Raw genomic sequence first — 26,611 nt, 5'->3', positions numbered from 1 at the left:
CCGCCGTATACGAGCATGGCACCGCTTATCGCAAAACCCGCCTCAGGTCAATGTGGCGGATTTTAAGGCAGATGACGCAACCAAAACCTTGATTATGCGTTAATGGCCCAAGTGCGATTAGGACCAGTCGCCCGCGCATGCTACGCTTTGTTTGCGATACAGGCGCGCAGCCGATTGAAAGGGCCTCTATGCTGATCCGTTATGGTTATGACTTTACCCTGTTCTGCGCGGCCGAAACCCCGGTGGTGACCATGGTCAGTGCCCGCCCCGAGCGCAACGGTGACATGCAACGGCCCGAAGTTCACACCCGTTCGCCCGATGTGCCCGAAGAGGTCTATACTGACAGCTTCGGCAACATCTGCCGCCGCTTCACCGCACCGGCCGGAACCATACGGCTGCAAGGCGAAGGGTTCATGTATGACAGCGGCGCACATGACCCTGTCTGCGCGGATGCGGAAGAGCACCCGGTGTCTGATCTGCCGGATGAGGCGCTGATGTATCTGCTCTCCTCGCGCTATTGCGAGGTGGACAAGCTGAGCCAGGTTGCCTGGGACCAGTTTGGCCATCTGGCCCCCGGATGGGGCAAGGTGCAGGCAATCTGTGATTATGTGCATAATCAGATCCGGTTCAACTATGCCGATGCGCGCAACAACCGGACGGCCTTTGACGCATGGCAGGAAGGCAGGGGCGTGTGCCGCGATTTTGCGCATCTGGCCATCACCCTGTGCCGGGCCATGAACATTCCGGCGCGCTATGTGAACGGGCAGTTGGGCGATTTCGGCATCCCCTATACCGCCGACCCGATGGATTATGCGGCCTGGATGGAAGTGTATCTGGGCGGGAAATGGCACACCTTTGATCCGCGCAACAACAAGCGGCGGATCGGGCGCATCGTCATTGCCTATGGCCGCGACGCGGTGGATGTGCCGATGATCACCTCTTTCGGTCCGCATGAGTTGCGGAATTTCAAGGTGATCACGGATGAGGTGACTGAAAGCAACATGCCGCAGACTGCGGCGCAATAGGGGCGTCTGCCCCTTTTGCTTACACCATCATTTCCTTGGTCGCGGTCAGCCGCAGCTCCGGGTAGTCGCGCACCACGCGGTCGATATCCCATTGCAGCCGGGTCAGGAACACCACATCGCCATCGTGATCGGTGGCCATGTGCTGTTTGTTGATGTTGGTCATCCGCTCGACCTCGGCCTTGGGCCCTTGGACCCAGCGGGCAGAGGAGAACTGGCTGCCCTCAAACCGGACGGGCAAAGAGTATTCCGCCTCGATCCGGCTGGCCAGCACATCAAACTGCAAGGCCCCCACAACGCCGACGATAAAGCCAGAGCCGATCATCGGTTTGAACACCTTGGCGGCCCCTTCCTCGGCAAACTGCATCAGCGCCTTTTCCAGATGCTTGGCCTTCATCGGATCGCCCGCCCGCACGCCCTGCAACAGTTCGGGCGCGAAGGACGGAATGCCGGTAAAGCGCAAGGCTTCGCCTTCTGTCAGCGCGTCGCCGATGCGCAGCTGGCCGTGGTTCGGGATGCCGATGATATCACCGGCCCAAGCCTCTTCGGCCAGTTCACGGTCAGCAGCGAGGAACATCACCGGGTTGGCGATGGCCATCTGTTTCTTGCTGCGCACATGGGTCAGCTTCATGCCGCGTTCAAAGTGGCCCGAGGCGAGCCGCACAAAGGCCACGCGGTCGCGGTGTTTCGGGTCCATATTGGCCTGCACCTTGAACACAACGCCGGTCACGGCGGGCTCCTCGGGCGCAACCTTGCGGGTGGCGGTGGGTTGCGGCTGTGGTTCAGGCCCGAATTTGCCGATGCCGTCCATCAGTTCCTTGACGCCAAAGGAATTGATCGCCGATCCGAACCAGATCGGCGTCATCGAGCCATTGAGCAGCGCCGCGCGGTCAAAGGCGGGCAGCAGTTCCTTTGCCATCTCCAGCTCTTCGCGCAGTTTCGCCAAGGCTTCCGCCGGGACGTGTTGGGCCAGCAACGGATCGTCCAGACCGTTGATCTGAATGGTTTCGGCCACCCGGTTGCGGTCGGCGCGGTCCATCAGCTCCAGCCGGTCGTTCAGAATGTCATAGCAGCCCAGGAAATCACGGCCCGAGCCGATGGGCCAGCTGGCGGGGGACACGTCAATCGCCAGATTTTCCTGAATCTCGTCGATGATCTCAAACGTGTCGCGCGCCTCGCGGTCCATCTTGTTGCAAAAGGTCAGGATCGGCAGATCGCGCAAGCGGCAGACCTCGAACAGCTTGCGGGTCTGGCTTTCCACCCCCTTGGCCCCGTCAATCACCATGACGGCGGCATCAACGGCCGTGAGCGTGCGGTAGGTGTCTTCGGAAAAATCCGAGTGGCCGGGGGTATCGACCAGATTGAAGCGGAATTCGCGGAAATCGAAGGACATGGCGGAAGCCGAGACGGAAATCCCGCGCTCTTGCTCCATCTTGATGAAGTCAGACCGTGTGCGCCGCGCCTCGCCCTTGGCGCGGACCTGTCCGGCCATCTGAATCGCCCCGCCGAACAGCAGGAATTTTTCGGTCAGCGTGGTCTTGCCGGCATCGGGGTGGGCGATGATGGCAAAGGTGCGCCGGCGGGCGATTTCGGGCGGAAGGGTGGGGCGATTGTTCAACATGCCGCGCGTTTATCGCAAAGTGCCGCGCCCGTCCATTGCCTGCGATCTCAAGGGCAGCTACCTGTCGTCGCCCCCGCGCCTGCGGGGGGCATAGAGTGCGGCGCGCCCCACCTCATCCAGAAACTGGCGGCTGGCCTCGGTGCCGAAATGCTGCACCTGCGCCAGCCCGGGAAAGCGTGCCTTCACATCTTCGGCCATGCCTTCGGGCAGACGCGACAAGGTGGCATCATTGACCATCAGGCTCTCGGCCGGCACGCCTTCGGCATAGATGATCTCGTGCTTGTCGAACACCAGCGAGTAGTAATCGACAAAACCGCCCTCACGCTGAAACACCCGTTCGTCATCGACCAGATGCCGGGCCTGCACCAGCAGTTCCGAAGTTTGCAGCCCCGCCCGCCGCTGGCGTTGATAGAGGAAGATCCGGTGATGCGGGCTGACGATCAGATCGCCTGCATTGCCCAGCGTGCCCGAGGTGATGACCACCGGTGCAAAGGCCCCCTGCGCGCGCAACGTCGCCTTGCCCAACCAGCGCACCGCTTGCGGCCCGTGGTCGCGGGTCAGCACCTTGTCGCCGGGGCGCAGCGCCTCGATCGGCTGCTGGCGGCCATCGGCAAGGGTGATCATGGTGCCGCGCGCGAACGAGACGCACAGCAGATCGGCCAGCCGCGCCGCCTGGGGGGCGGCGTCGATGGCCACCAAGGTGTAATCGGCGGCGGCAGACATGGGCGACATCGGCAGTACCACGCGCATGCCGCTGTCAAGCTGCATCAGCAATACATCGATCCGGTCGCCATCGGGGGCGATCAGGGTATAGCGCGCCGCAAGCAGGACGCCCTCGCCGGGTTGGCCGATCTGGCTGCCCGGGGCCACGCGCTGCCCGCCGGCTGCATGCGACAGGATCAGACGCAGCGGCTGTGCATCCTTTTCCAGCGCATAGATGTCGCCTTCGCAGACCTCGTCCGGGCCGCCCAGCCCGTCGCCACTGTTCACCCCATGGATCACATAGACGCAATCGGCAGCAAACACCTGACAGGCATGGCCGGGAAGCGGGGGAGGGGCGGGGGAAGCGGGGGTCATGCAGAGCCAGTCCGTTGTGTCGGTCAGTGGCTGCCCCCACAGACCACAGCACTTGGCTTAGCCCGAAGCGCCCCCTTGCGTCAACGCGTCACCGGCTGCTAGGCACGGGGCAACAACCAGTCACAGGGGGCGGATATGGATCTGGGGATCAAGGGCAAGCGGGCATTGGTATGTGCCGGATCAAAGGGTCTGGGGCGCGGCTGCGCCGAGGCCCTGGCCGCCGCGGGGGTAGATCTGGTGCTCAATGCGCGCGGGGCCGAGGCGCTGGAGGCGACGGCTGCGGCCATCCGCGCCGCGCATGGCGTATCGGTGGTGACTGTAGCCGCCGACATCACGAGCGATGATGGTCGTGCGGCGGTGCTCAAGGCGGCGGGGATGGTCGATATTCTTGTCACCAATGCCGGTGGCCCGCCGCCAGGCCTGTGGAGCGACTGGGGCCGCGACGATTTCATGCGCGCGCTGGACGCCAACATGCTGACACCGATCGCGCTGATGACCGCGCTTTTGCCCGGGATGATCGAGGCCGGGTGGGGCCGTGTGATCAACATCACCAGCCAGTCGGTGAAGGCCCCGATTGCGCAGCTGGGCCTGTCGAATGCGGCCCGCACCGGGTTGACCGGCTATGTCGCGGGCACCGCGCGGCAGGTGGCCCCGCAGGGGGTGACGATCAACAATCTGCTGCCCGGCATCCATGACACCGACCGGGCAACCGCGCTCGACGCCGGGGTGATGAAGGCCGAAGGGATCACCGCAGAAGAGGCGCGTGTCCGCCGCGCCGCCACGATCCCGGCCCGCCGCTATGGCACCGCCGCCGAATTCGGCGCGGCCTGTGCCTTCTTGTGCTCGGTTCATGCGGGCTTCATCGTCGGCCAGAATATTCTGCTGGACGGTGGTGCGACCAACGCCACGATCTGAGCCTGGTGCCGGACGTGATCTGACGGAGCGCGCAAGCGCGCAGGCTTTTTATCTCGTCGCGCGCCTGCGGCGCGTCTCCTCGGCGAAGAGCCTCCGGCGGGGATATTTGGGAACAGGAAATGGGCAGGGGGCGACCCTTGCACGGGCTCTGGCGGGCTGCTAGGGGAAGTTGACGGAAGCGCTAGGATACCAATGCAGCCCCCGGAGCCCCGCCTTGTTGTGGAACATCTGAGCCGGTCTTTTACAGGCCGGGCGGTGGTGGATGATGTGTGTCTGGTTGTTGCGCCGGGGCAGGTGACTTGTCTGCTGGGGCCGTCGGGCTGCGGCAAATCCACCACCTTGCGGATGATTGCCGGGGTGGACCGGCCCGATGGCGGGCGCATCCTGATCGACGGGGCCGAGGTGGCGGGACCAGGGTGCCATGTGCCACCCGAGCATCGGTCGGTCGGGCTGATGTTTCAGGATTTCGCGCTGTTCCCGCATCTGACGGTGCAGGACAATGTGTCCTTCGGTCTGAAGGGCGACCGGGCTGCGCGGGCCCGCCGGGTGGAGGAATTGCTGGAGCGGGTGAACCTGAGCGGCTTTGGCAAGAAGCATCCGCATGAGCTGTCGGGCGGCGAGCAGCAGCGGGTGGCCTTGGCGCGGGCACTGGCCCCGCGGCCGAAGGTCATGCTGATGGATGAGCCGTTTTCCGGCCTCGACAACCGCCTGCGCGACGGCATCCGCGACACCACGCTGGATATTCTCAAGGATGAGGGCACGGCGGTGGTGCTGGTCACGCATGAGCCCGATGAGGCGATGCGGATGGCGGATGAGATTGCGTTGATGCGCGGCGGACGGATCGTGCAAAGCGGCGCGCCCTATAACATCTACAACACCCCGGTTGACAAGGCCGCGGCAGCGTTTTTCAGCGATATCAATGTGATCCGCGGCACTTCGCGCGGGGCGCTGACCGAAACGCCGTTCGGGGCCTTTCTGACGCCGGGGCAGGCCGATGGCGCGGCCGTGGACATCGTGATCCGGCCGCAGCATCTGAAGATCGATTTTGACCGTGCCGGGCGCGGCCCGAACCCGACGCCGCTGGAAGGCAGTCCGGCCAGCGGCACGGTGATCCGGGCGCGCTATCTGGGCCGCGAAAGTCTGGTGGAGTTCCGGATGGCCTTTGACGGATCGACGCTGACGGCAAGCGTGCCCGGGGTATTCCTGCCCAAGCCCGGCACCCTGCTGTGGCTGATGATCCGACGCGACCGCTGTTTCGTCTTTCCGGCAAAATAGCGATTTTCAGCCGTCTTCCATCAACCTGCGGTAATCGGCAAGGTCTCGACCCGGTTCGGGGACAAAGGTCTCTCCGGTCTCTGCAAGTGCCATGATCCGGTCCACCCGGAAGCTGCGAAAGCGGTTGTGCTGATCACACCACGCTGCCAGCGACCAGACCCGCCCGGTCAGGTCCAGCGCCAAGGGGCGGATGTCACGGTGGGTCTCGCGCCCTTCCGGGTCGATATAGGTCAGCGTCAGGCGCTCCCGGGCCTTGATCGCGCGGCGCAGCAAGGGCACATGCGCCGGGGCACGGTTGGCCTCTTTGCCGGTGAAGACGAAGAGATCGTCATCTCCGGCCTCGGGCGGGGCGGGGGTGACGCTGGCGATCTTGGTCGCCAGCATGCGCGCGGCCCGCGCCAGTGCCGGGTCGGCCCCGTCGGCGACCAGCCGCACGCCCGCCCGCAGCGCGTCGAGTTCCGCCCCGGTCAGGATCATCGGTGGCAAGGTGATGGGCGCGCGCAGGATGTAGCCAACACCCCGCTCGCCTTCGACCGGCAGGCCAGAGGCCATCAGCGTGGCCATGTCGCGCCAGATCGTGCGCACCGATACCCCCAGCGTATCCGCCATTTCGCCCGCGCGGTGCAGCCGCCCGTCGCGCAGGATCTGGATCAGGTCAAACAGGCGGTCGGTGCGGCGCATGGGGTTGGTCCTCTTGGGGCAACTGACATATAGCTGTCAGGTATCTGGGGGGAAAGCCCCGGTCAGGCCGCTGAATCAGGCTAGGAACCAAGCGCTTGCGGCAGTAGGGATAACGGCAGGCGACACTGGGCGACATGACGCCCCGGTCAGCAGGAGGATTTGACATGCTCAACAACATCGGCCTTCCCGGCCTTCTTCTTATTGCAGTGGTGGTGCTGGTCCTGTTCGGGCGCGGCAAGATTTCGTCCTTGATGGGCGAAGTCGGCAAGGGCATCACGGCCTTCAAGAAAGGGGTGAAGGACAGCTCGGAAGAGATTGAAAACACATCGACCCCGGTCCGCGACGTGACGCCCCAAGCGGAAAAAGACAAGGTCTGAACCGCTTGTCGGGCCCAGCCGTCTGACCATAAAGGAAGCCCCGCGCCATGTTAGACCTCGGCATGTCCGAATTGCTTGTCATCGGGATCGTCGCGCTCATCGTGATCGGCCCCAAGGATCTGCCCGGGCTGTTTCGCAGCCTAGGCCAGTTCACCGGGAAAATGCGCGGCATGGCCCGTGAGTTTTCGCGTGCGATGGAGGCGGCGGCAGACGAGTCTGGCGTGAAAGATGTGGCGCGCGACCTGAAAACCGCAACCTCGGCCAAGTCGATGGGGCTGGAAGCGGTCAAGGATGCGGCCTCCAAGTTTGAAAAATGGGACCCGCTCAAGAATGCGGCCCGCCCCAGCACGGCACCACCCGCGCCCGATCTGCAGCCTGATCCGCAGGCCGTGCCGCCAGCAGAGCCGCAACCGGCCGTCGCCCTGGGGCCAGAGACACAGGCGCTGGTGGCCGCCAAGGCCGAGCGTCAGGCGATCGTGAAGGACGCGGCCGAAAAGCTGAAAGCCGCCAAGCCCGGAAAGGCGGCGGCCCCGGATCCCGCACCGGCGGTGGAACCGGCCAAAAAGCCGCGCGCACCGCGCAAACCGAAATCCGACAAGACCCCCAAGGCCGAAGCATGAGCAAGTCAGACGAGATCGACGACAGTTCTGCCCCCCTGATCGAGCATCTGGCCGAATTGCGCAACCGCCTGATCTGGGCGGTCTCTGCCTTTATCGTGGCAATGGTCCTGTGCTTTCTGGTGGCCGAGCCGATCCTGAGCTTTCTGCTGCGCCCCATCGAAGAGGCGATGCGCGCCTTGGGCAACCCCAATCCGATCATGCAATACACAGCCCCGCAGGAGTATTTCTTTACCCTGATCCACATTTCTGTGGTGGCCGGTCTGGCGCTGTCTTTTCCGGTGATCGCCTACCAGCTCTGGCGGTTTGTGGCCCCGGGCCTTTATCGCAATGAAAAGAATGCCTTTCTGCCCTTTCTGATCGCGTCGCCGCTGCTGTTCCTGCTGGGGGCCCTGTTTTCGCATTATGTGGTCACGCCGCTGGCCATGGCGTTCTTCCTCGGCTTTGCCGATGCCACATCTGTGGTCTCGGCCTTGTTGCCTGCCGTTTCGGACGCCCCCATCGCCGATGTACCGGTGGCCACACCGCTGACCGAGGCGGTGAGCAGTCAGGGCATCGACATCGTCTTCCAGGGCAAGGTCAATGAAACGCTGGATATCTCGCTCAAGCTGATCATTGCTTTTGGTCTGTGCTTTCAGTTGCCGGTGTTGCTGACGCTGATGGGCAAGGCAGGTCTGGTGTCCTCGGCCGGTCTCGCGGGCACGCGCAAATATGCCGTGGTGCTGATCCTTCTGGTCGCGGCCCTGGTGACGCCTCCCGATATCATGAGCCAGCTGATCCTGTTCCTGGCGGTCTATCCGCTCTATGAGGTGTCGATCTTCCTGATCCGCCGGATCGAGAAGAAGCGCGAGGCAGAGCTGCGCGCACAAGGCCTGTGGGATGACCCAGAGGCGGAAGAGGAAGACCACAAGGCATGAGCGCAGACACGCTGGCCCGCATCGCCGCCGCCCTGGAACGGCTGGCCCCCGCACCGCAACCGGCTCCTGATTTCAGTGTCGCCGATGCCTTTGCCTGGCACACCGACCCCGACCGGCTGGAGCCGGTGGCGCGGGTCGCGCGGGTGGACCTGTCGCTGCTGGTGGGGGTGAACCGGGCGCGTGACACGCTCTTGGACAACACCCGCCATTTCGCGCGCGGTCTGCCGGCCAATAACGCCCTGTTGTGGGGCGCGCGTGGCATGGGAAAGTCCTCGCTGGTCAAGGCGATCCATGCGGCAGTGCTGGCCGAAGGTCTGCCGCTGAAAATCGTCGAACTGGCGCGTGAGGATCTGCCCTCGGTCCAGCGCCTGCTGGCCCTTCTGCGTGGGTCTGACGCGCGCTTCATCCTGTTTTGCGATGATCTGTCCTTCAGCCATGATGACCAGCACTACAAATCCCTCAAGGCAGTGCTCGATGGCGGCATAGAGGGGCGGCCCGACAACGTGCTGCTCTACGCCACCTCCAACCGCCGTCACCTGATGCCGCGTGACATGATCGAGAACGAACGCTCTACCGCGATCAACCCTTCCGAGGCGGTGGAGGAAAAGGTGTCCCTGTCAGACCGCTTCGGCCTCTGGCTCGGCTTCCATCCTTGCAGCCAGGACGACTACCTCGACATGATCCGGGGCTATTGCGCGGCCTACGGCGTCACCACCTCTGAGGACCGGCTGCGCGCCGAAGCCATCGAATGGCAGGCCACGCGCGGCGCACGCTCGGGCCGGGTGGCCTGGCAGTTTTTCTGCGACCTCGCCGCCCGCGAAGGCATACGCCTTTAGGCGCGCGGCCGCTGCCCCATTATCTGTTCTTAAATATCCCCGCCGGAGGCTCCGACGGGGATCACAGTCACCTCTATTGCAGGAATGGCACCGGATCGGTGCTGTCCACCCCGCGCCGCACCTCGAAATGCAGGAAAGACGGCGTTCCGGCGCGCACCTTGGCGATGTTTTGTCCACGGCTGACGCTGTCGCCCTTCTTCACCGTGATCGCATCCACCCCGGCGTAAACCGTCAGCAGATTGTCGGCATGGCGCACCACGATGATCGGCGTCTGCGCCGTGTCCGTGGTGATCGCGGCGACGGTGCCGGCGGCGGCGGCCTTGACGGGGGTGCCCGCGGCGGCAGAAATGTCGATCCCGTCGTTGCGCCCCTTGGCATAGGGCCGGATGATCGATCCCTGCACCGGCATCTGCATACGCGCCGATGTGGTGGCCTGCGATCCCAGATTGGGTGAGGCGGGGGTATCCTTGGGTTTGGCTGCGGCCGGCGCTGTCGTTTCGGCAGGCAGCGGCCGTGTGGCCGAAGGGGGGGTCGGCGTGGCAGACCCGGCCCCGGGCGGGGCCACGGTTTGTGGGGCGGCGGGGGGGGCGGCACTGGCGACCGGGATGATCAGGTACTGCCCTTCGCGCACGTCAAGGTTGGGACCAAGCCCGTTCCATTCCCCCAGCGCCTTGGCCGAGATGTTGTAGCTGCGCGCGATGGAAAACGCGGTCTCCCCACGCCGCACCTGATGCCGCACGGGTTCGCTGCCGCTGGCCGGGCGCGTGGTTGCCGGTGGGGTCGGGGTGCCCACACGGTCCAGCGCCGTGGTGGCGATGCTTGACACATCAACCGGCGCGGGGGCCACACCGGCACCGGCACCGGCACTCAGGCCGCCATCCGGCACACGGCGCGGCAGGGCCACGATTTCGCCGTCGCGCAGCGGATCGGTCGGCATGATCGCATTGTAGCGGGCCAGCTCATCCGCGCCGATGCCGACGCGGGCTGCGACCGAAGCCACGGTATCGCCGCGCCGGGCCACCGCCACCTGATAGCCGGGATAAGAGATCACGCCCCGCCCATCCGGCGCGGGCCGCCGTTCGGTGGCGCTCAGGGCTGCATCTGCGGTGGTCAGCACGCCGGGGCCGTTGCGCATGTCCCAGTCCATGCCCTCAAACGGATTGCCGCCACTGGTGGGGGTACAGGCGGACAGGGCCGCCAGCGCGCCTGCGGACCACAGGATACGCAGACGGGGGGCCATCAGGGCCGGAGAGATGCGGGTCATGCTCTGCCTCTTATACTTGTCGGGCGGTGTTTCCCGCCCCTTGTTACGCCACTTATTCGGCGCCCAGACCTTCGATCAGCGGCACGAAACGCACCGGGCGCAGTTCTTCGTAGTCATAGCCGCTGATGCCGCGGGTCACTTTGATCAGGCTTTGCACGGTATCGGACTGTCCGACCGGCAGCACCATGATACCCCCAACCTTGAGCTGCGCCAAGAGGGGCCCGGGCGGGTCTTCGGCGGCAGCGGTCACGATGATGCGGTCAAACGGGGCCTGATCGGGCAGACCATGGCTGCCATCGGCGGTAAAGGCGGTGATGTTGACCAGCCCCAGGCCCTGAAACACGCCCTGCGCCTCGCGCACCAGACGGCGATGCCGGTCCACTGTATAGATCCGCCGCGCCAGATGCGACAGGATTGCGGCCTGATAGCCAGACCCGGTGCCGATCTCCAGCACCGTATCGCGCGGCTGCACGTTCAAGGCCTGGGTCATCAGCCCCACCACCGAGGGCTGGCTGATGGTCTGGCCACAGGCGATTGGCAGGGGCATGTCATCATAGGCGCGGTCGGCGAAATGACCGCGCACGAACAGGCCCCGGTCCACCCGTTCCATTGCGGTCAGCACGCGGGCATCGGTGACGCCCCTTGATCGAAGCCCAAACAAAAAGCGCATCTTGCGTTCGGCGTCCGTCTCTTCCGGGCCGCCGTGTCCCATCATGCCAGCTGCGCTTCCAGCCGCGCCAGCAGGTCATGCGCGGTCAGATCGGCCCGCATCGGCGTGATCGAAATCCAGCCGTCAAGATTGACCGCCGCATCGGTGCCGGGCAGGGTCGGCGTGTGCTGCGGCCCGCCCTTGATCCAGAGAAACCGCCGGCCGGTGGGGGAGATCTGCGGCTCGCAGGAAAACGAGGTTTCGCGGCGAAAGCCGATGGCGGCCACTTTGGTGCCCCGCACCTTGTCCGCCGCACAGGGCGGAAAGTTCACATTGTAGAACACGCGAAAATCATCCTGTGTCCAGATGCCCTTGTCCAGCAGCAGCCGCACCACCGCGGCCCCATGCCCCACCGCAGCCTCAAACGGCGTGTCCAGATCAGCGGTGCCGCGCCCCATGTATTGCGACAGTGCAATGGCCGGAATGCCCTGCAAGGCCGCCTCCATCGCGCCGCCGATGGTGCCCGAATATAGCGTGTTTTCTGCCGCGTTGTTGCCCCGGTTCACCCCCGACAACACCAGATCGGGCTTGGCCCCGTCCAGCACATCGTAAATCGCCGCCAGCACGCAATCGGCCGGGCTGCCTTCGGCCGCATAGCGCCGGTCAGACAGGCGCGCGACCATCATCGGATGCGCATAGCTGATGCAATGGCCGACACCGGATTGTTCAAATGCGGGGGCGACGGTCCAGACTTCACCCTCTGGCCCGGCAATCTCATGGGCGATGGCGGTCAGAACCTCCAGCCCCGGAGCGTTGATGCCGTCGTCATTTGTGATCAGAATGCGCATGAAACCGTCCTTTTCCCCTGCTTAGACGAGGCAGGCACAGGCGGCAAGCACTTGCGCCCGCTTTGCTTGACATCGGGGGCAGGCCGTTGTCGGCTGGCCGCACCAAAAGGGATCACCCATGATGCTGACAGCCGAAGACATCGCCGATCTGACCCGGCTGCGCCACGATCTGCACCGCCACCCCGAGGTGTCCGGGGCCGAGGCCGGCACGGCGGGGCGGGTTGGAGCGGCGCTTGCCGCGCTCGCCCCCGACCAGCTGGTGGCGGGGCTGGGCGGGCATGGCGTGGCGGCGGTGTTTCAGGGCGGCTTGCCCGGCCCGACGGTGATGATCCGCGCCGAACTGGACGCGCTGCCAATCCTGCAGGCGCCCGGCCCGGTCTATCGGTCGCTGACGGATGGCGTGGCGCATCTGTGCGGGCATGACGGGCATATGGCGATCCTGCTGGGGGTGGCCCGTGGCCTGTCGCGGCAAAGACCGGCCTCTGGCCGCGCGGTCGTGATGTTCCAGCCTGCCGAGGAGGATGGTTCGGGGGCCGCCGCCGTGCTCGCCGACCCGAAATTTGCGCCGCTGCGGCCTGACTGGGCTTTCGCGCTGCACAACATGCCGGGTCTTCCGCTGGGACAGGTACAGGTGTCAGCGGGGCCGATGAACTGTGCCTCTTGCGGGCTGCGCCTGCGCCTGACCGGCCGCACCGCCCATGCCGCCACCCCGGATACTGGCCTGTCACCCACGCCGGCCCTGTTTGATCTGATCCCCGCGTTGCAGGCGCTCGGGCCGGGTGGCGCACTGATGCCCGGCTTTCGGCTGGTCACGCTGACCCATGCGCGCCTTGGGCACCCCAGTTTTGGCATCGCACCGGGGGAGGGTGAGCTCTGGGTCACGCTGCGCAGCCTGACCGATGCGGATATGCTGGAGATGAAGACAGAGGCGCAGGATCTGGCGCAACGGGTGGCGGCGCAGCACGGGTTGCGGCTTGACCTGTCCTGGCACGATGACTTTGCCGCTTGCCACAACCATCCGCAGGCGGTGGCGCAGGTCGAGGCGGCGCTGACGGATGCCGCCATTCCCTTCGGCCCCACGGGTGGCCCGATGCGCCCGTCCGAGGATTTCGGTCGCTTCGCGGGCTCCGGCGCAGGCTCTGCCATGTTTTTGCTGGGCGCGGGCGAGGCATGCCCGGCGCTGCACGACCCGGGCTATGATTTTCCGGACAGTCTCATCGCGCCGGGGGTGTCGGCCTTTGCCGCCATTTTGCGCCGCATTCTGGGCTGAACGGTGCTATTGCGCACAATTTCCGCGCGACCATAGGCGAAGACGCACAGGGAGATCACGCCTAGCTTGGGGACAAAGGAGAACAACATGAGCTGGAACCCTGTCCTTGACCCGTCCATCCCGATCGGCGACGCCGTGGATGCCATTGAAACCGTGATCGTCCCGCGCGCCCGTGATCTGGGCGGGTTCGAGGTGCGGCGCGCGCTGCCTTCGGCGGCGCGGCAGATGGTGGGGCCATTCATTTTCTTTGATCAGATGGGCCCCGCCGAATTCCTGACCGGCAAGGGCATCGACGTGCGCCCGCATCCGCATATCGGCCTTGGCACCGTCACCTATCTGCTCAAAGGGCGCATCCATCACCGCGACAGCATCGGCACCAATTCCTGGATCGAGCCGGGGGCGGTGAACTGGATGCTGGCGGGGCAGGGGATCACCCATTCCGAACGGCAGGACGGCGCGATCCGCGAGACCCCGCATGATCTGTTCGGGTTGCAGACCTGGCTCGCCTTGCCAAAGGCGATGGAGGATGACCCGGCTGCCTTTGTGCACGCCGGGAAGGCGGACCTGCCGGTGCTGGAGGGGGAGGGCAAGCAGGTGCGGCTGATCCTTGGCTCGGCCTACGGTGCAAAGGCCCCGATCCCGACCGGCATCGAGGTGTTCTATGCCGATGCCGACCTGGCCCCCGGTGCCGCGATTCCTCTGCCCGATGATCATGAGGATCGCGGCGTCTATATCCTGGCAGGTGCGGTCACGGTGGGCGGGCAGACGTTTGAGGCGGGCCGCATGCTGGTGTTCCGCCCCGGCGACAGGATCTCGGTCCGGGCAGGCGATCAGGGCGCGCGGGTGATGTTGCTGGGCGGGGCCACGATGGACGGGCCGCGCCATATCTGGTGGAATTTCGTGGCCTCCAGCAAGGACCGGATCGAGGCCGCCAAGGAGGCGTGGCGGGCGGGCGACTGGGCGCATGGGCGGTTCCGTCTGCCGCCCGATGATGCGGGCGAATTCATCCCGGCTCCCGAGCATTAGGGGCGCGCAAAAAAAGCGGTGCTTTGCGTCTGGTCCCGCTTGACGCCCCCTGCGACTGCCCCTAAAAGCCCCCTACGGCGCGGGGGTGACCTTGGGCCGGACGGAATGTGCGGTTGTAGCTCAGTTGGTTAGAGTACCGGCCTGTCACGCCGGGGGTCGCGGGTTCGAGCCCCGTCAACCGCGCCATTCCTGCCTTGAAAGGGCCCCTGCGAGAGCAGGGGCCTTTTGGTTTGGCAGGGGGGACTTCCCCCTGTGTTACAGGGCGTGTGTTTCAATAAAATCAATGACTTGCACCTATGAAATTAGGGATTTGTTAAGTCTTTGACCCAGGCAAGCATCGCCCCACTTTCCCGCTTGACGCCCCCTGCCGGCATCTATATCCACCCCTCATCGCGCGGTTGTAGCTCAGTTGGTTAGAGTACCGGCCTGTCACGCCGGGGGTCGCGGGTTCGAGCCCCGTCAACCGCGCCACTTTCCTTTTTGCCGATGAACACCGCCTGTACCGTCTTGGTGCGGGCGTTTTGCCGGTTCCGCCCCCGTCCCGACGCGAAACGGGCCGATCAGTCTGCACAATGGGGGGCGGTCAGGCCATCGGGGCGCATGCCGCCCTCGGGGAAGAACCGGGGGAAGGTGGTCTTCAGCGCCAGATCCAGATCATCCATCGTGACCGGCAGGCCCAGATCGACAAGGCTGGTCACGCCCGAGTCGCGGATGCCGCAGGGCACGATACCGGAAAAATGCGACAGATCCGGTTCGACATTGATCGAGATGCCGTGAAAGCTGACCCAGCGCCGCAGTTTGACGCCAATGGCGGCAATCTTGTCTTCGGGCACCGTGCCGTCCGGGCCGCGCCGGTCGGGCCGGGGCACCCAGACGCCGACGCGGCCGGGGCGGACCTCTCCGCTCAGGTTGAACTCTGCCAGCGCGGCGATCACCCAGTTTTCCAGAGCGCGCACAAAGCAGCGCACGTCGCGGCCACGAAGGCCTACGTTCAGCATCACATAGACCACGCGTTGCCCCGGCCCGTGATAGGTGTATTGCCCGCCACGCCCCACCGCATGCACCTCAAACCGGGCCGGATCTGTCAGGTCCTGGGCCTTTGCGCTGGTGCCTGCGGTGTATAGCGGCGGATGCTCCAGCAGCCAGATCGCCTCGGGCGCGTCGCCGCGGGCAATGGCTTCGGCCCGGGCTTCCATGGCCTCCAGCGTTGGCAGATAGGGCGAAAGTCCGGAAAAATGCTGCCATTCGGGCATGAGGTGCCTTTGGGTAAGGAAAAGAGGACTAGGCATATCGCGGGATCGTGATAGCCTTTTGCCCAATTGAAATTGAGTCTGTCATTTGAGGAGAGATGTGATGAAGTTGAAAGCAATTGCAACAGCCGGGATCGTCGCGGCCCTTGGACTTGCGCCTGCCGACCCGGTTCAGGCCGATGCGGGCGACGCCATTGCCGGGGCGCTGATCGGCGGTATCATCGGCCATGCCATCGCCAATGATCAGAACAAGCGCCGGGTGACCACGCAGCGGCGCTCGACCAAATCATCCGGCATCTCTTCTGCCCAGCGTGAAGCCAACCGCGAGGTGCAGACCGCGCTGAATCATTTCGGCTATCCGGTCGGGGCGCCGGACGGGGCGATCGGGCCGCGCAGCCGGGGCGCGATTTCCAGCTATCAGGCAACCCTGGGCTATCCGCCCACCGGGCAGCTGACCGAATATGAGCGGACGGTGCTGGTCAGCGCCTATCACCGCGCGATTGCGGGCGGGCCGATGGTGGCGCAGGCGGCTGCGACCCATCCGATGGGCATGCGCGGCCTGCTGCTGATGCAGCGCGACGAAATGGCGGGCATACCGCCCGCGATGGCGGCGGCGCCATCGGTGCCGGTGGCCCCCCCCGCCATGCCGGTGCTGGTGACACCTGCCGCCCCGGCGGCGGTGATGGCGGCCGCCCCTGCGCTGCCCGCATTGATGCCAGAGGCTCCGGCCGCCACCACCGCCGCCGCCCCGGCCCTGCCCAGCTTCATGGGCTCGGGCACCGCACAGGTCTCGCTGGCCAGCCAGTGCAACAAGATCAGCCTGATGACCAATACCAACGGCGGTTATGTGACCGAGGCCAGCATGACCGACCCGACCTTCGCCCTGGGCGAACAGTTCTGTCTGGCGCGGACCTATGCGATGGCCACCGGGGAAGAGCTGGCGGGCAAGGTAGCGGGGTTCACACCGGCCCAGATTGCCGAACAATGCTCCGGATTCGGCCCGGTCCTGGCCGAGCATGTTGCCGGCCTGTCGATGAAGACCCGCGATGAGGTGCTGACCGGCGTCAAGGGCTTCATTCTGGAATCCGGCATGTCGCCGGCGCAACTGTCGGGCACGGCCAAGGTCTGCCTTGGCGTGGGGTATACCACCGATGCGATGGATGTGGCGGTCGGATCGGCCTTGCTGCTGACCGCGATGGGCGAGGCGGGTTATGCCGAGCTGCTGGGCCACCACCTGAGCCAGGGGTTTGGCGCCACCGTGCGCCCCGAGCTGGCGCTGGACTGGTATGACATGGGGCTGACGGCGATCGGGCAGGGGCAGGCGGTGTTTGCGCCGGGCCTTGGCGGCGACCGGGGGGCTGTCATCCGCAAGGCGGCCTATACTGCGGCCGGGCGCGCGGGCGATCTGACCCCAGCCGTGCCGGCAAGCCTGCCGCAGTTCGCGCTGGTGCCACAAGCTGCGCCGCAAGCCTCTGTCGAGCAGGTGGCCGCCAATAGCGACGCCCCCGCCACGATGGTGCCACGGGTGGTGTCGGCGGCCAAGCTGTTGTCGCTGCTGCCGGGCAACTGAGCCGCCAGACCGACCGGGGCAGAGCGAGGGTGCCTGAAAACCCCGGGGTGCGCAGAAAGCGGGAAGGGGGCGTAAAATCCCCCTTCCCTTCGCAGCAGACCTTCGGTAAAAGCCCGCCATCCAGGTCGTGTCTGCGGATGTGGCGGAATTGGTAGACGCGCAGCGTTGAGGTCGCTGTTCTTTAATCGGAGTGAAAGTTCGAGTCTTTTCATCCGCACCACGTCCTGGCAAAACCCAAAGAAGGCGCCCCTGATCCGGGCGCCTTTTGGTTTTGATGGCCCCCGACCATGCCGCCGGGACAGGATCAACCCCGATCTGGTGCCGCGCTGACGGGCAAACCGCCTGAGATCTGCCCGCCAACTGCCGCAAGAGGCGGCGAAAGCGGCGCAATATGACTGATTTTCCCGCATATGCTGTGACATGCCTTATTATGTGACAAGCCGGTTGCATTGCGAGGCAGCATTGGTTTTAGTCATCATAACAAGTGCAGAAAATCTGCCGGACCACATGGGGAGACCAGCGCGGTGAGCGTAAGCCACAACGACGCTTTTGTTGCCTTTGACCGGGTGCAAAAAAGCTATGACGGCGTCAGCCTTGTCGTCAAAGATCTGAACCTCGACATCGCCAAGGGCGAGTTTCTGACCATGCTCGGCCCGTCAGGCTCGGGCAAGACCACCTGTCTGATGATGCTGGCCGGGTTCGAGACCGCCACCAATGGCGAGATCCGGCTGGACGGCACCAATATCAACGCGGTGCCGCCGCACAAGCGTGGCATCGGCATGGTGTTCCAGAATTACGCTTTGTTTCCGCATATGACGGTGGGCGAGAATCTGGCCTTTCCGCTGGAAGTGCGCGGCATGGGCAAGTCGGACCGTGACGCCAAGGTGCAGCGCGCGCTGGACATGGTGCAGATGGGGGCCTTTGCCAACCGCCGCCCGGCGCAACTGTCGGGCGGGCAGCAACAGCGGATCGCTTTGGCGCGGGCATTGGTGTTTGATCCCAAGCTGGTCTTGATGGACGAGCCGCTGGGCGCGCTGGACAAACAGCTGCGCGAACATATGCAGTTTGAAATCAAGCACCTGCACGAAAGCCTTGGCATCACCGTGGTCTATGTCACCCATGATCAGGGTGAGGCGCTGACCATGTCTGACCGGATTGCCGTGTTCAACGACGGGCGCATCCAGCAACTGGCCCCGCCCGCCGATCTGTATGAACGCCCCGACAACAGCTTTGTCGCGGGCTTTATCGGCGAGAACAACAAGCTGCCCGGCACCTTGGAGCAGCTCTCTGGTGACAAGGCGCTGGTGCGGCTGGCAACCGGTGAGGTTATTGACGCCACCGCCGTCAACGTCACGCAGAAAGGCCAGGCAACCCTGGTGTCCATCCGCCCGGAACGGGTGGAGTTCAAGCCCGAGATGATGCCGCCCGGCGCCCATATGATCGGGGCCGATGTGCTGGAGGTCATCTATATGGGCGACATCCTGCGCGCCCGGCTGCGCGTGGCGGGGTCGGATGATTTCGTGATGAAGATGCGCAATACCCAAGGCCAGACCCGTCTGAGCCCCGGGCAACAGATCAAGGTTGGCTGGCATCCGCAGGATGCCCGCGCGCTCGACCCGGTCTGACGACATCCCCGGCATAAGGGGAAGGCCGCACAAGGCCAATCCGCCAACGACAACCAATATGGGAGACTGCCAATGAAGAAACTTCTCGTTCTGTCTACGGCCCTTTCGGGCTTTGGTCTTGCCGCTTCGGCACAGGAAATCGCGGTCATGTCCTGGGGCGGTGCCTATGCCACCAGCCAGATCGAGGCCTATCACAAGCCCTTTACCGCCGAGACCGGTATCAAGGTGGTGAACGTCGACGCCGACAACCCGGCCGCGCCCATCAAGGCGCAGGTCGAGGCCGGCAATGTGACCATCGACGTGGTCGATCTGGAATATGCCGATGCGGTGCGCCTGTGCGACGAAGGCCTGCTGGAAGTGCTGGACCCCGCCATCCTTGCCCCCGGCACCGATGGCACCGCGGCCATGGATGACTTCCTGCCCGGCGCGGTGACGGATTGTTTCGTCGCCACCATCGTGTTTTCGACCAACTATGCCTATGATTCCACCAAGTTCCCCGAAAATCCGCCGACCACGATCGCGGATTTCTTTGACACCGCCACCTATCCGGGCAAGCGCGGCATGCGCAAAGGGGCCAAGGTCAACCTTGAAATGGCGCTGATGGCCGATGGCGTGCCAGCGGATGAGGTCTATGCCCTGCTGGAAACGCCCGAAGGCGTGGAGCGGGCCTTTGCCAAGCTGGATACCATCAAGGGCGACATGATCTGGTGGGAGGCTGGCGCACAGCCGCCGCAACTGCTGGCTGATGGCGAAGTGGTGATGTCCACCGGGTATAACGGGCGTTTCTTCTCGGCGGCCGTGACCGAAGGCAAGCCCTTCGTGCAGGTGTTTGACGGGCAGGTCTATGAATACGATGGCTATGCCATTCCCAAGGGCGCGCCGAACATGGAAGCCGCGCTGCAATTCCTGACCTATGCAACCACGACGCAGGCGCTGGCCGATCAGGCCAAGTGGATCGCCTATGGTCCGGCGCGGGTGTCCTCTGGCCCGCTGGTCGGGTTGTTCATGGATGGCAAGACCGAGATGGGCCCCAACATGCCCACCAATGCCGCAAACCTGACGAATGCGCTGCCGTCTTCTTATGAGTTCTGGGTCGACCGTGACACCGAGCTGAACGAGCGCTTCAACGCGTGGCTGGCCTCGAACTGATCTGAACGTGACCTGAACGGGTCCGGGGCGGCGCCCAGCCGCCGCCCCGGACATATGCCAAGGGGATGACTGATGGCTGACATTTCTGCCTCCGATGCCGGGTTGCTGAAGACCAGCGATGGCCGCCCGCTCAAATCGGCGCTTGCCACCGCGCAGCAGCGGTCAAAGCGGCGGGCCTTCCTGCTGGTGCTGCCGCTGCTGGCCTTTGTCATCATCACCTTCATTGTGCCCATCGGGCAGCTGATGCATCAGGCGATCTACAATGACGGGTTTTCCGCCAACATGCCGCGCACCACGGCCTGGTTTGCCGAGACCCCGCCGGGCACCGTGCCCGATGACGCCGCCTGGGAGGCGCTGGCGCTGGACCTGAAAGACGCGGCTGCGGCGCGGTCTGTGGGCGTGGTCGGCACAAGGGTGAATTACGAAATGTCGGGCACCCGGTCGCTGTTCACCTCGACCGCGCGGCGCGCCGATGATTTTGCCCCGCCCTACCGCGACGCCTTGCTGGCCGCGAATGAAAAGTGGGACGATCCCAACCTGTGGGGCACGATGCGGCAGGTGTCGGATGCCTATAGCGCCAATTTCTTTCTGGCGGCCCTGGACATGACCCGCGATGTGAACGGCGATATCGTGGCAATGCCGGAAGACCGGCAGATCTATGTCAATCTGTTCGTGAAGACATTCCTGCTGGCGGCCCTGATCACCTTTACCTGCTTTGTGCTGGGGTTCCCGATTGCGCATCTGCTGGCGACCCTGCCGATGAAATGGTCGAACCTGTTGATGATTCTGGTGCTGCTGCCGTTCTGGACCTCGCTTTTGGTGCGCACCACCAGCTGGATGGTGTTGTTGCAACAGCAAGGCGTCGTCAACAACACGCTGGTCGCAGCCGGGGTGATCGGGGACGAAAGCCGGTTGCAGATGATCTACAACCAGACCGGCACCATCATCGCCATGACACATATCCTGCTGCCCTTCATGATCCTGCCGCTTTATTCGGTGATGCGGCCGATTCCGCCGTCTTACGTGCGTGCGGCGCGCAGTCTGGGGGCAACCAGCTGGACCGCCTTCCGCCGGGTCTATCTGCCGCAAACCCTGCCGGGGGTGGGGGCCGGGTCGCTTTTGGTGTTCATTCTGGCGGTTGGCTATTACATCACGCCCGCGCTGGTGGGCGGGGCCAGCGGGCAGCTGATTTCCAACCTGATCGCCTTTCACATGCAGGACAGTCTGAACTGGTCCCTGGCCTCGGCGCTTGCGGCGCTGCTTTTGGGCGCGGTGCTGGTGCTGTACTGGATTTACGACCGGCTGGTCGGCATCGACAACCTCAAGCTCGGGTGATCTGAATGGCGCTTCCTGTTTACGCATCGCCGCTGGAGCGGATCTGGCATTACACAAGGCTGGTGATCTGCGCGCTGATCTTTCTGTTCCTGATCGCGCCGATCCTGATCATCATCCCGCTGTCGTTCAATGCCGAGCCTTATTTTACCTTTACCGAAAAGATGCTGGCCTTTGATCCGTCCGGCTATTCGCTGCGCTGGTATGATCTGTTGCTGACCCAGCCATCGATTCCCAATGACGTGCCGCGCGATGCGGCATGGTGGGGGCAGGTCTGGACGGAAAGCGCCTGGGTCCGGGCGGCGAAGAATTCGGTTCTGATCGGGTTCTTTTCCACCGTGGTGGCCACTGTGCTGGGCACGATTGCGGCCCTGGGCCTGTCGCGGCCCGAGATGCCCTATCGGCGGCTGATCATGGCGATCCTGATCTCGCCGATGATCGTGCCCATCATCATCACCGCGACGGGGCTGTTTTTCTTTTATTCCTCGCCCTGCGCGCTGATCGGCTGGACCGGGCTAGAGCCGTATTGCGGGCGGTTGACCAGCAGCTATACCGGTGTGGTGCTGGCCCATGCCACGCTGGGCATTCCCTTTGTGATCATCACCGTGACCGCCACCCTGATCGGCTTTGACCAATCGCTGAACCGGGCGGCGGCCAGTCTTGGCGCACCGCCGACCACGACCTTTTTCAAGGTGACCATGCCCCTGATCCTGCCCGGCGTGATTTCAGGGGCGCTGTTTGCCTTTGTCACCTCGTTTGACGAGGTGGTGGTGGTGCTGTTTGTCGCGGCCCATGACCAGCAGACCATCCCGCGCCAGATGTGGAACGGCATCCGCGAGCAGATCAGCCCGGCGATCCTGTCGGTGGCGACGATTCTGGTGGTGATTTCCATCGGGATGCTGGCCACGCTGGAGATCCTGCGGCGCCGGTCCGAACGGCTGCGCGGTGTGACACCGATGTGAGCGGTCAGCCTCAGGGCAGGATGGCCAGCCACATCCAGACCGACCCGATTGACAGGGCGGTGCCGATCAATACGGCAGAGGCGTTCACCCGTTTGGCCACGCCATACATATGGGCGAACAGATAGGCGTTGACGCCGGGGGCCATGGCGGCGGTCACCACGGCCGAGCGCAGGCTGGCGGTATCAAGGGTGAACAGCTGACTGCCCAGGACCCAGGTCACCCCCGGATGCACGATAAGCGAGGCGGCGCAGACCATGGCGATGGTGGCGCGGTCGCCCTCGGGCTTGTAGCGCAGCAGCACCCCGCCCAGCCCGAACAGGGCCGCGGGAATGGCGGCGCGGGTCATCAGGTCAACCCCCGCCCAGAACGCCCCCGGCAAGGGCAGGCCGGACAGGTTGACGATGAACCCCAGCGCAATGCCGATGACCAGTGGCTGCGAGAACACCGCCCGCCCGATCTGGCGCGACAGCGCTGCCGCAGACAGCCCCTGTCCGCGCGTGCGGGCCCATTCCATCAGCCCGATGCCAAAGCCATAGAGCATGGGGGAATGGACAGAGATGATGGCAAAGTTGCCCTGCAAAGCCTCGACCCCATAGGCCCGCTCGGTGATCGGCAGGCCCAGAAGCAGCGAGTTGGAAAACAATCCGGCAAAGCCGATCGCGACGCAATCGGTCAGCGGTCGATGAAACAGCCAGCGCGCCCCGGCAAAGCAGAGCGCAAAGCCGGTGAAGGCACCGATATAGAAGGACACCAGCAACCCGGTGTTATAGGCCCCTGACAGATCCAGCGTGGCGATGGATCGAAACAGCAAACAGGGCACCGCGAAATTCTGCGCAAAGCGCATCAGCCCGTCGACCGCCGAGTCGGAAAACAGGCCAAAGCGGGCTGCGGCATAGCCAAAACCGATCACCATGAAGACCGGCAGGATCACGTCGAGCAGGGCGGTCACGCAGCGATCTCGATCACCATGCCGTCGAAGGCGGGGCGGATATGGGGGGGCAGTTCCTTGAGCAGCGTCGCATGATCCATGTCGTTGTGCATATTGGTCAGCACGGCGCGGGTGGGCTGTGCCCGTGCGATCCAGTCCAGCGTCATGTCCAGATGGGCATGGGTCGGGTGCGGCTTGCGGCGCAGCGCATCGACCACCCAGACCTGCAAGCCCTTGAGCAAGGCCCAGTGCCGTTCCGGAATGGCCACAGCGTCCGGCAGATAGGCCAGGCCGCCGATGCGGAAGCCCTGCGCATCCATGCTGCCATGCTCACACATGAAGGGGACGAAGGTCAGATCCCCGCCCGCGCCGGCAATCGTGAAGGGCGTATCGTCGGTGATGCCGTTCATGTCCAGGATTGGCGGATAGGGGCTGGCTGCGGGCTGCACGAAAGCATAGCCAAAGCGCGCGATCAGCGCGTCCTGTGTGGGACCATCGGCCCAGATTGGCAGGCGACCGCCGGTGTTGTAGACCACCTGCCGCAGATCATCGATGCCATGGGTATGGTCGGCATGGGCATGGGTGAAGACCACGCCATCGAGCACGCCCACCCCCGCCGCCAGCAGTTGCGCATGCATGTCGGGCGACGTGTCGATCAGCACCCGGGTGATGCCGCCAGCCCCGATCCGTTCCACCAGCATCGAACAGCGGGTGCGGCGGTTTTTCGGGTTGGCAGGGTCGCAGCTGCCCCAGTCCGGTGCCTCAACCCCAAGGCGGGGCACCCCACCCGAAGAGCCGCAGCCCAGAATGGTAAAGCGCAACCGGTCTGTCATGCCGCCTTGTCCTTCAGGCGGGCGCGGGGGAACAGCCGGTCGAAATTCGCGGTGGTCTGTTCGGCAAACTCTGCCTCGGTCAGATTGAACAGGCCGGCCCCGACCTTTGCGGTATAGCTGGTATAGGCCGGTTCGTTGCGCCGTCCGCGATGCGGCGGCGGTGCCAGATAGGGGCTGTCGGTTTCCAGCAGGATGCGGTCCACCGGCGCGGCGGCGAAGATGCGGCGCAGATCATCGCTGCGCGGAAAGGCGGCGATGCCCGACATCGACAGGTAAAACCCCAGATCGAGCGCGGCCTTGGCAAGCTCGGCACTGCTGGAAAAGCAGTGCATCACGCAAGAATAGGGCCTTTGCCGGTAGGTTTCGGTCAGGATGGCGGCCATGTCGTCATCGGCCCCGCGTGCGTGGATGATCAGCGGCAGGCCGGTCTCTTGGGCGGCGGCAATGTGCAGGCGCAGGCTGGCCTGCTGCACATCCTTTGTCTCGACCGTGTAGTGATAGTCGAGCCCGGTCTCGCCGATGCCGACGAATTTCGGGTGCTGGGTCAGGGCCACCAGCTGATCCACCGTCACCAGCGGCTCTTCATGCGCGCGCATCGGATGAACGCCTGCGGCATAAAACACCGAAGGATGCGCCTCGGCCAGCGCGCGGACCTTTGGTTCTGCGTCCATCCGGGTGCAGATCGTGACCATGCGCTGCACACCTGCGGCATGGGCGCGGGCGATGATCTGATCGACCTCGCCGTCGAAATCAGGGAAATCGAGGTGGCAATGGCTGTCCACGATGTGGATGGGGCGTCTTGTCGGCATCACGCTTACCTTTGGGCGAGCTGTGCCGCCGTCTCGTCAATTCTGAGCAAGCTATCCATCAGAAGCGCGGCAGGGTCAAGGTTGACCGCCTTGCCCCGGCGCGCCCGCAACGACAGGGTTTGCGCCAGGTCAGCCCAGGCCCGCGCGGCCTGCTCGGAGGGGGCCAGACGGGCAAACAGATCGCCTTCGCCACGCGCAGCCTCGGCGGGCAGCTGGCGCAGGGTGCCGGCCCGCGCAAGGCGCGCAAGAAACAGATCCAGCAGGGTGACGATGAGATCAAACCGCTCTTCCGCCCCCTTGCCCGCACCGGTCTCGGCCAGGGCCAGCGCACGCGGCCGGTCCAGCCGGGGCAGGGTGGTGAACAGCTGGGTCAGGCTGGCATAGGTTTTCAGCCCGTCCAGATTGGTCAGCCGGAACGCCTCTCCCACAGATCCGCCTGCCAGCTCCCCCAAAGCCTGCACATCATCGGGGTCCACGGCGCCGCCCGCCTGTTCCAGCGCGCGGGTGAGCGGTGCGGGGGGCAGGGCGGCCAGCCGCAGCTCGCGGCAACGTGATCTGATGGTGGGCAGCAGGCGGTGCGGCTGATGGGCGATGACAAGAAAGGTCACGCCTGAGGGTGGTTCCTCCAGCAGCTTGAGCAGCGCATTGGCGGCGCCGGTGTTCAGGTCATCGGCGGCATCAATGATCGCCACCCGGCGGCCGCCATCGGCGGCGGACAGGGCGAAAAAGGATTTCATCTTGCGCACCTCGTCCACGCGGATATCGGCAGACAGGGCGGTTTCCTTGTCATTCGGCCCACGGCGCAGCAGGAACAGCCGGGGTTCGGCCAGCTGCAGCATGCGCCGCGCCACCGGGGCCTCGGCGGGGATGGTGAGCGACTCGGGCGGCGGGGCGGCGAACATGCCGCCATCGTCTTCCGGCGTGGCCAGCAGAAAGCGGGCGATGCGCCAGGCCAGGGTGGCCTTGCCCACGCCCTTTGGCCCGGTGATCAGCCAGCCATGGTGCAACCGGCCCGAGGTAAAGGCGTTCAGAAAGGCGCTTTCCGCCGCCTCATGCCCATAGAGCCGCAAAGTCTCACGCGGGTGGGGGGCACCCTCGATCCGGTCGGGTTCGGGCAGGTCTGCTGTGGCCATCAGCGGCCCCCGATGGCTGCCAGAGCGGTTGCCAGCACATCGGCGGCCACCGCCGCGGGGGCGCGCGCGCCGTCAATCAGCCGAAAGCGGGGATGGTGGGCGGCGAGCGCCAGAAAACCAGCCCGCGCCCGGGTCTGGAACGCCAGCCCCATGTCTTCAAACCGCATCTCGGCCCCGGCGCGGGCGGTGGCGCGGGCCAGGCCCTCGGCCGGGTCCAGATCGATCAGCAGGGTCAGGTCGGGTTCCACCCCGATCATCAGGGCGTGCAGCGTATCGACCGTGGCGGTCAGATCGCCCCGGGTGATGCCCTGAAAGATGCGTGTTGAATCGGCAAAACGGTCGGTGATCACCACATCGCCGCGCGCCAGCGCCGGGCGGATGGTCTTTTCCAGATGATCGCGGCGGGCGGCGGTGAACAGCAGGATCTCGGTTTCCGGCGACCAGCGGTCGGTGGCGCCTTCCAGCACCAGGCGACGGATTTCTTCGGCCCCCGCGCTGCCCCCCGGTTCGCGGGTCAGCGTCACGCCATGGCCCAGAGCGCGCAAGGCATCGGCCAGCAGGCGCGCCTGCGTCGATTTGCCAGACCCGTCAATGCCTTCAAAGCTGATGAACATTCCCGCCATGA

26 protein-coding genes and 3 tRNA genes are annotated in these 26,611 nt (G+C 64.9%); 17 read left to right on the top strand and 12 right to left on the bottom strand.

The genetic code is table 11. From position 1 onward, the window contains the following. The first annotated feature begins 188 nt into the window (after positions 1 to 188). The gene (locus tag CXR43_RS09790) at positions 189 to 1,025 is read left to right on the top strand and encodes a transglutaminase-like domain-containing protein (protein ID WP_103333763.1); all 837 of its coding nucleotides are present in this window, start codon (positions 189 to 191) and stop codon (positions 1,023 to 1,025) included. Positions 1,026 to 1,044: 19 nt separating this feature from the next. Here the strand turns inward: CXR43_RS09790 and CXR43_RS09785 are convergent, their stop codons facing one another. Continuing rightward, positions 1,045 to 2,643 carry a peptide chain release factor 3 gene (locus CXR43_RS09785; RefSeq protein WP_103333762.1) on the bottom strand — a complete coding sequence of 533 codons (1,599 nt, stop codon included), beginning with the start codon at positions 2,641 to 2,643 and terminating at the stop codon, positions 1,045 to 1,047. 57 nt (positions 2,644 to 2,700) lie between these two features. Further along, the gene (locus CXR43_RS09780; RefSeq protein WP_103333761.1) at positions 2,701 to 3,720 is read right to left on the bottom strand and encodes a Hint domain-containing protein; all 1,020 of its coding nucleotides are present in this window, start codon (positions 3,718 to 3,720) and stop codon (positions 2,701 to 2,703) included. 135 nt (positions 3,721 to 3,855) lie between these two features. Here CXR43_RS09780 and CXR43_RS09775 point away from each other — a divergent pair, with 135 nt between their 5' ends. After that, on the top strand, positions 3,856 to 4,635 hold the full coding sequence (locus CXR43_RS09775) for an SDR family oxidoreductase (RefSeq protein ID WP_103333760.1): 780 nt from the start codon (positions 3,856 to 3,858) through the stop codon (positions 4,633 to 4,635). Between the two features lie 192 nt (positions 4,636 to 4,827). Next, positions 4,828 to 5,910: an ABC transporter ATP-binding protein gene (locus CXR43_RS09770; protein ID WP_103333759.1), complete on the top strand. Its 1,083-nt coding sequence runs from the start codon at positions 4,828 to 4,830 to the stop codon at positions 5,908 to 5,910. A 6-nt stretch (positions 5,911 to 5,916) separates the two neighbouring features. Here the strand turns inward: CXR43_RS09770 and CXR43_RS09765 are convergent, their stop codons facing one another. Continuing rightward, on the bottom strand, positions 5,917 to 6,591 hold the full coding sequence (locus CXR43_RS09765) for a helix-turn-helix transcriptional regulator (RefSeq protein WP_103333758.1): 675 nt from the start codon (positions 6,589 to 6,591) through the stop codon (positions 5,917 to 5,919). A gap of 164 nt (positions 6,592 to 6,755) precedes the next feature. On the opposite strand from CXR43_RS09765, the gene tatA reads away from it, so the two are divergent. From tatA to CXR43_RS09745, 4 genes are read left to right on the top strand one after another with little or no spacing between them, the layout of a single operon-like run. Further along, positions 6,756 to 6,968, top strand: coding sequence for a twin-arginine translocase TatA/TatE family subunit (tatA, locus tag CXR43_RS09760; RefSeq protein ID WP_103333757.1), 213 nt, complete (start codon positions 6,756 to 6,758; stop codon positions 6,966 to 6,968). Between the two features lie 47 nt (positions 6,969 to 7,015). Further along, positions 7,016 to 7,588: a Sec-independent protein translocase protein TatB gene (gene tatB / locus CXR43_RS09755; protein ID WP_103333756.1), complete on the top strand. Its 573-nt coding sequence runs from the start codon at positions 7,016 to 7,018 to the stop codon at positions 7,586 to 7,588. Further along, the gene (gene tatC, locus CXR43_RS09750) at positions 7,585 to 8,502 is read left to right on the top strand and encodes a twin-arginine translocase subunit TatC (protein ID WP_103333755.1); all 918 of its coding nucleotides are present in this window, start codon (positions 7,585 to 7,587) and stop codon (positions 8,500 to 8,502) included. Before tatB ends, tatC begins: the two co-directional genes overlap by 4 nt. Beyond that, entirely contained in the window at positions 8,499 to 9,338 is an 840-nt protein-coding gene (locus tag CXR43_RS09745; RefSeq protein WP_103333754.1) for an ATP-binding protein, read from the top strand. Before tatC ends, CXR43_RS09745 begins: the two co-directional genes overlap by 4 nt. A 73-nt stretch (positions 9,339 to 9,411) precedes the next feature. Here CXR43_RS09745 and CXR43_RS09740 read toward each other — a convergent pair whose 3' ends face one another. The 3 genes from CXR43_RS09740 to surE are packed head-to-tail and all read right to left on the bottom strand — an operon-like array spanning position 9,412 to position 12,099. Beyond that, the gene (locus tag CXR43_RS09740) at positions 9,412 to 10,602 is read right to left on the bottom strand and encodes a peptidoglycan DD-metalloendopeptidase family protein (RefSeq protein ID WP_435530791.1); all 1,191 of its coding nucleotides are present in this window, start codon (positions 10,600 to 10,602) and stop codon (positions 9,412 to 9,414) included. A gap of 52 nt (positions 10,603 to 10,654) precedes the next feature. Then, entirely contained in the window at positions 10,655 to 11,314 is a 660-nt protein-coding gene (locus CXR43_RS09735) for a protein-L-isoaspartate(D-aspartate) O-methyltransferase (protein ID WP_103333753.1), read from the bottom strand. Beyond that, positions 11,314 to 12,099, bottom strand: a complete 786-nt coding sequence (gene surE / locus CXR43_RS09730; RefSeq protein ID WP_103333752.1) for a 5'/3'-nucleotidase SurE — start codon at positions 12,097 to 12,099, stop codon at positions 11,314 to 11,316. Before surE ends, CXR43_RS09735 begins: the two co-directional genes overlap by 1 nt. A 118-nt stretch (positions 12,100 to 12,217) precedes the next feature. Here surE and CXR43_RS09725 point away from each other — a divergent pair, with 118 nt between their 5' ends. The 4 genes from CXR43_RS09725 (at position 12,218) to CXR43_RS09710 (ending at position 14,866) form a co-directional block, all read left to right on the top strand. Further along, entirely contained in the window at positions 12,218 to 13,369 is a 1,152-nt protein-coding gene (locus tag CXR43_RS09725) for an amidohydrolase (protein WP_103333751.1), read from the top strand. An 87-nt stretch (positions 13,370 to 13,456) separates the two neighbouring features. Continuing rightward, entirely contained in the window at positions 13,457 to 14,395 is a 939-nt protein-coding gene (locus tag CXR43_RS09720) for a pirin family protein (protein WP_103333750.1), read from the top strand. Between the two features lie 109 nt (positions 14,396 to 14,504). Beyond that, positions 14,505 to 14,581 (top strand) — tRNA-Asp (locus CXR43_RS09715). 208 nt (positions 14,582 to 14,789) lie between these two features. After that, positions 14,790 to 14,866, top strand: a tRNA-Asp gene (locus tag CXR43_RS09710). A gap of 89 nt (positions 14,867 to 14,955) precedes the next feature. Here CXR43_RS09710 and lipB read toward each other — a convergent pair. Then, positions 14,956 to 15,648 (bottom strand): lipoyl(octanoyl) transferase LipB, encoded by a 693-nt coding sequence (gene lipB / locus CXR43_RS09705; RefSeq protein WP_103333749.1) that lies wholly within the window; start codon positions 15,646 to 15,648, stop codon positions 14,956 to 14,958. Between the two features lie 100 nt (positions 15,649 to 15,748). Between lipB and CXR43_RS09700 the strand changes: the two genes are divergently transcribed. The 6 genes from CXR43_RS09700 to CXR43_RS09675 all read left to right on the top strand — a co-directional run bounded on the left by CXR43_RS09700 (position 15,749) and on the right by CXR43_RS09675 (position 22,283). Next, on the top strand, positions 15,749 to 17,215 hold the full coding sequence (locus CXR43_RS09700; protein WP_103333748.1) for a peptidoglycan-binding domain-containing protein: 1,467 nt from the start codon (positions 15,749 to 15,751) through the stop codon (positions 17,213 to 17,215). A gap of 133 nt (positions 17,216 to 17,348) precedes the next feature. After that, positions 17,349 to 17,435 (top strand) — tRNA-Leu (locus CXR43_RS09695). A gap of 304 nt (positions 17,436 to 17,739) precedes the next feature. Further along, on the top strand, positions 17,740 to 18,840 hold the full coding sequence (locus CXR43_RS09690) for an ABC transporter ATP-binding protein (protein ID WP_103333747.1): 1,101 nt from the start codon (positions 17,740 to 17,742) through the stop codon (positions 18,838 to 18,840). A gap of 72 nt (positions 18,841 to 18,912) precedes the next feature. Then, positions 18,913 to 19,989, top strand: coding sequence for an ABC transporter substrate-binding protein (locus tag CXR43_RS09685; protein WP_103333746.1), 1,077 nt, complete (start codon positions 18,913 to 18,915; stop codon positions 19,987 to 19,989). A gap of 72 nt (positions 19,990 to 20,061) precedes the next feature. Next, complete coding sequence (locus CXR43_RS09680; protein ID WP_103333745.1) at positions 20,062 to 21,324, top strand: ABC transporter permease; 1,263 nt, start codon at positions 20,062 to 20,064, stop codon at positions 21,322 to 21,324. 5 nt (positions 21,325 to 21,329) lie between these two features. Then, positions 21,330 to 22,283: an ABC transporter permease gene (locus CXR43_RS09675; protein WP_103333744.1), complete on the top strand. Its 954-nt coding sequence runs from the start codon at positions 21,330 to 21,332 to the stop codon at positions 22,281 to 22,283. Between the two features lie 10 nt (positions 22,284 to 22,293). On the opposite strand, the gene CXR43_RS09670 is transcribed toward CXR43_RS09675, so the two are convergent. The 5 genes from CXR43_RS09670 to tmk are packed head-to-tail and all read right to left on the bottom strand — an operon-like array spanning position 22,294 to position 26,609. Then, the gene (locus tag CXR43_RS09670) at positions 22,294 to 23,232 is read right to left on the bottom strand and encodes an AEC family transporter (RefSeq protein WP_103333743.1); all 939 of its coding nucleotides are present in this window, start codon (positions 23,230 to 23,232) and stop codon (positions 22,294 to 22,296) included. Then, positions 23,229 to 24,044 carry an MBL fold metallo-hydrolase gene (locus CXR43_RS09665; RefSeq protein WP_103333742.1) on the bottom strand — a complete coding sequence of 272 codons (816 nt, stop codon included), beginning with the start codon at positions 24,042 to 24,044 and terminating at the stop codon, positions 23,229 to 23,231. The genes CXR43_RS09670 and CXR43_RS09665 overlap by 4 nt, the downstream gene beginning before the upstream one ends. Further along, positions 24,041 to 24,853 carry a TatD family hydrolase gene (locus tag CXR43_RS09660; protein ID WP_103334168.1) on the bottom strand — a complete coding sequence of 271 codons (813 nt, stop codon included), beginning with the start codon at positions 24,851 to 24,853 and terminating at the stop codon, positions 24,041 to 24,043. Before CXR43_RS09660 ends, CXR43_RS09665 begins: the two co-directional genes overlap by 4 nt. Positions 24,854 to 24,858: 5 nt before the next feature. Continuing rightward, complete coding sequence (locus tag CXR43_RS09655; protein ID WP_103333741.1) at positions 24,859 to 25,986, bottom strand: DNA polymerase III subunit delta'; 1,128 nt, start codon at positions 25,984 to 25,986, stop codon at positions 24,859 to 24,861. Further along, a complete protein-coding gene (gene tmk / locus CXR43_RS09650) occupies positions 25,986 to 26,609 on the bottom strand; it encodes a dTMP kinase (RefSeq protein ID WP_246831329.1) in 624 nt (207 codons plus the stop codon). Before tmk ends, CXR43_RS09655 begins: the two co-directional genes overlap by 1 nt. Positions 26,610 to 26,611: the final 2 nt, after the last annotated feature.

This window comes from Pseudotabrizicola formosa, from assembly GCF_002900965.1.
GTDB classification, from domain to species: Bacteria; Pseudomonadota; Alphaproteobacteria; order Rhodobacterales; family Rhodobacteraceae; genus Pseudotabrizicola; species Pseudotabrizicola formosa.
The sequence above is the reverse complement of the archived record's forward strand: the minus strand, read 5'-3'. Positions and strand labels throughout refer to the sequence as shown.

Excerpts from the sequence above, each read along its gene's own strand:
- CXR43_RS09790 (WP_103333763.1), top strand. The coding sequence starts at position 189 with ATGCTGATCCGTTATGGTTATGACTTTACCCTGTTCTGCGCGGCCGAA.
- CXR43_RS09785 (WP_103333762.1), bottom strand. The coding sequence starts at position 2,643 with ATGTTGAACAATCGCCCCACCCTTCCGCCCGAAATCGCCCGCCGGCGC.
- CXR43_RS09780 (WP_103333761.1), bottom strand. The coding sequence starts at position 3,720 with ATGACCCCCGCTTCCCCCGCCCCTCCCCCGCTTCCCGGCCATGCCTGT.
- CXR43_RS09775 (WP_103333760.1), top strand. The coding sequence starts at position 3,856 with ATGGATCTGGGGATCAAGGGCAAGCGGGCATTGGTATGTGCCGGATCA.
- CXR43_RS09770 (WP_103333759.1), top strand. The coding sequence starts at position 4,828 with ATGCAGCCCCCGGAGCCCCGCCTTGTTGTGGAACATCTGAGCCGGTCT.
- CXR43_RS09765 (WP_103333758.1), bottom strand. The coding sequence starts at position 6,591 with ATGCGCCGCACCGACCGCCTGTTTGACCTGATCCAGATCCTGCGCGAC.
- tatA (WP_103333757.1), top strand. The coding sequence starts at position 6,756 with ATGCTCAACAACATCGGCCTTCCCGGCCTTCTTCTTATTGCAGTGGTG.
- tatB (WP_103333756.1), top strand. The coding sequence starts at position 7,016 with ATGTTAGACCTCGGCATGTCCGAATTGCTTGTCATCGGGATCGTCGCG.
- tatC (WP_103333755.1), top strand. The coding sequence starts at position 7,585 with ATGAGCAAGTCAGACGAGATCGACGACAGTTCTGCCCCCCTGATCGAG.
- CXR43_RS09745 (WP_103333754.1), top strand. The coding sequence starts at position 8,499 with ATGAGCGCAGACACGCTGGCCCGCATCGCCGCCGCCCTGGAACGGCTG.
- CXR43_RS09740 (WP_435530791.1), bottom strand. The coding sequence starts at position 10,602 with ATGACCCGCATCTCTCCGGCCCTGATGGCCCCCCGTCTGCGTATCCTG.
- CXR43_RS09735 (WP_103333753.1), bottom strand. The coding sequence starts at position 11,314 with ATGGGACACGGCGGCCCGGAAGAGACGGACGCCGAACGCAAGATGCGC.
- surE (WP_103333752.1), bottom strand. The coding sequence starts at position 12,099 with ATGCGCATTCTGATCACAAATGACGACGGCATCAACGCTCCGGGGCTG.
- CXR43_RS09725 (WP_103333751.1), top strand. The coding sequence starts at position 12,218 with ATGATGCTGACAGCCGAAGACATCGCCGATCTGACCCGGCTGCGCCAC.
- CXR43_RS09720 (WP_103333750.1), top strand. The coding sequence starts at position 13,457 with ATGAGCTGGAACCCTGTCCTTGACCCGTCCATCCCGATCGGCGACGCC.
- lipB (WP_103333749.1), bottom strand. The coding sequence starts at position 15,648 with ATGCCCGAATGGCAGCATTTTTCCGGACTTTCGCCCTATCTGCCAACG.
- CXR43_RS09700 (WP_103333748.1), top strand. The coding sequence starts at position 15,749 with ATGAAGTTGAAAGCAATTGCAACAGCCGGGATCGTCGCGGCCCTTGGA.
- CXR43_RS09685 (WP_103333746.1), top strand. The coding sequence starts at position 18,913 with ATGAAGAAACTTCTCGTTCTGTCTACGGCCCTTTCGGGCTTTGGTCTT.
- CXR43_RS09680 (WP_103333745.1), top strand. The coding sequence starts at position 20,062 with ATGGCTGACATTTCTGCCTCCGATGCCGGGTTGCTGAAGACCAGCGAT.
- CXR43_RS09675 (WP_103333744.1), top strand. The coding sequence starts at position 21,330 with ATGGCGCTTCCTGTTTACGCATCGCCGCTGGAGCGGATCTGGCATTAC.
- CXR43_RS09665 (WP_103333742.1), bottom strand. The coding sequence starts at position 24,044 with ATGACAGACCGGTTGCGCTTTACCATTCTGGGCTGCGGCTCTTCGGGT.
- CXR43_RS09660 (WP_103334168.1), bottom strand. The coding sequence starts at position 24,853 with ATGCCGACAAGACGCCCCATCCACATCGTGGACAGCCATTGCCACCTC.
- CXR43_RS09655 (WP_103333741.1), bottom strand. The coding sequence starts at position 25,986 with ATGGCCACAGCAGACCTGCCCGAACCCGACCGGATCGAGGGTGCCCCC.
- tmk (WP_246831329.1), bottom strand. The coding sequence starts at position 26,609 with ATGGCGGGAATGTTCATCAGCTTTGAAGGCATTGACGGGTCTGGCAAA.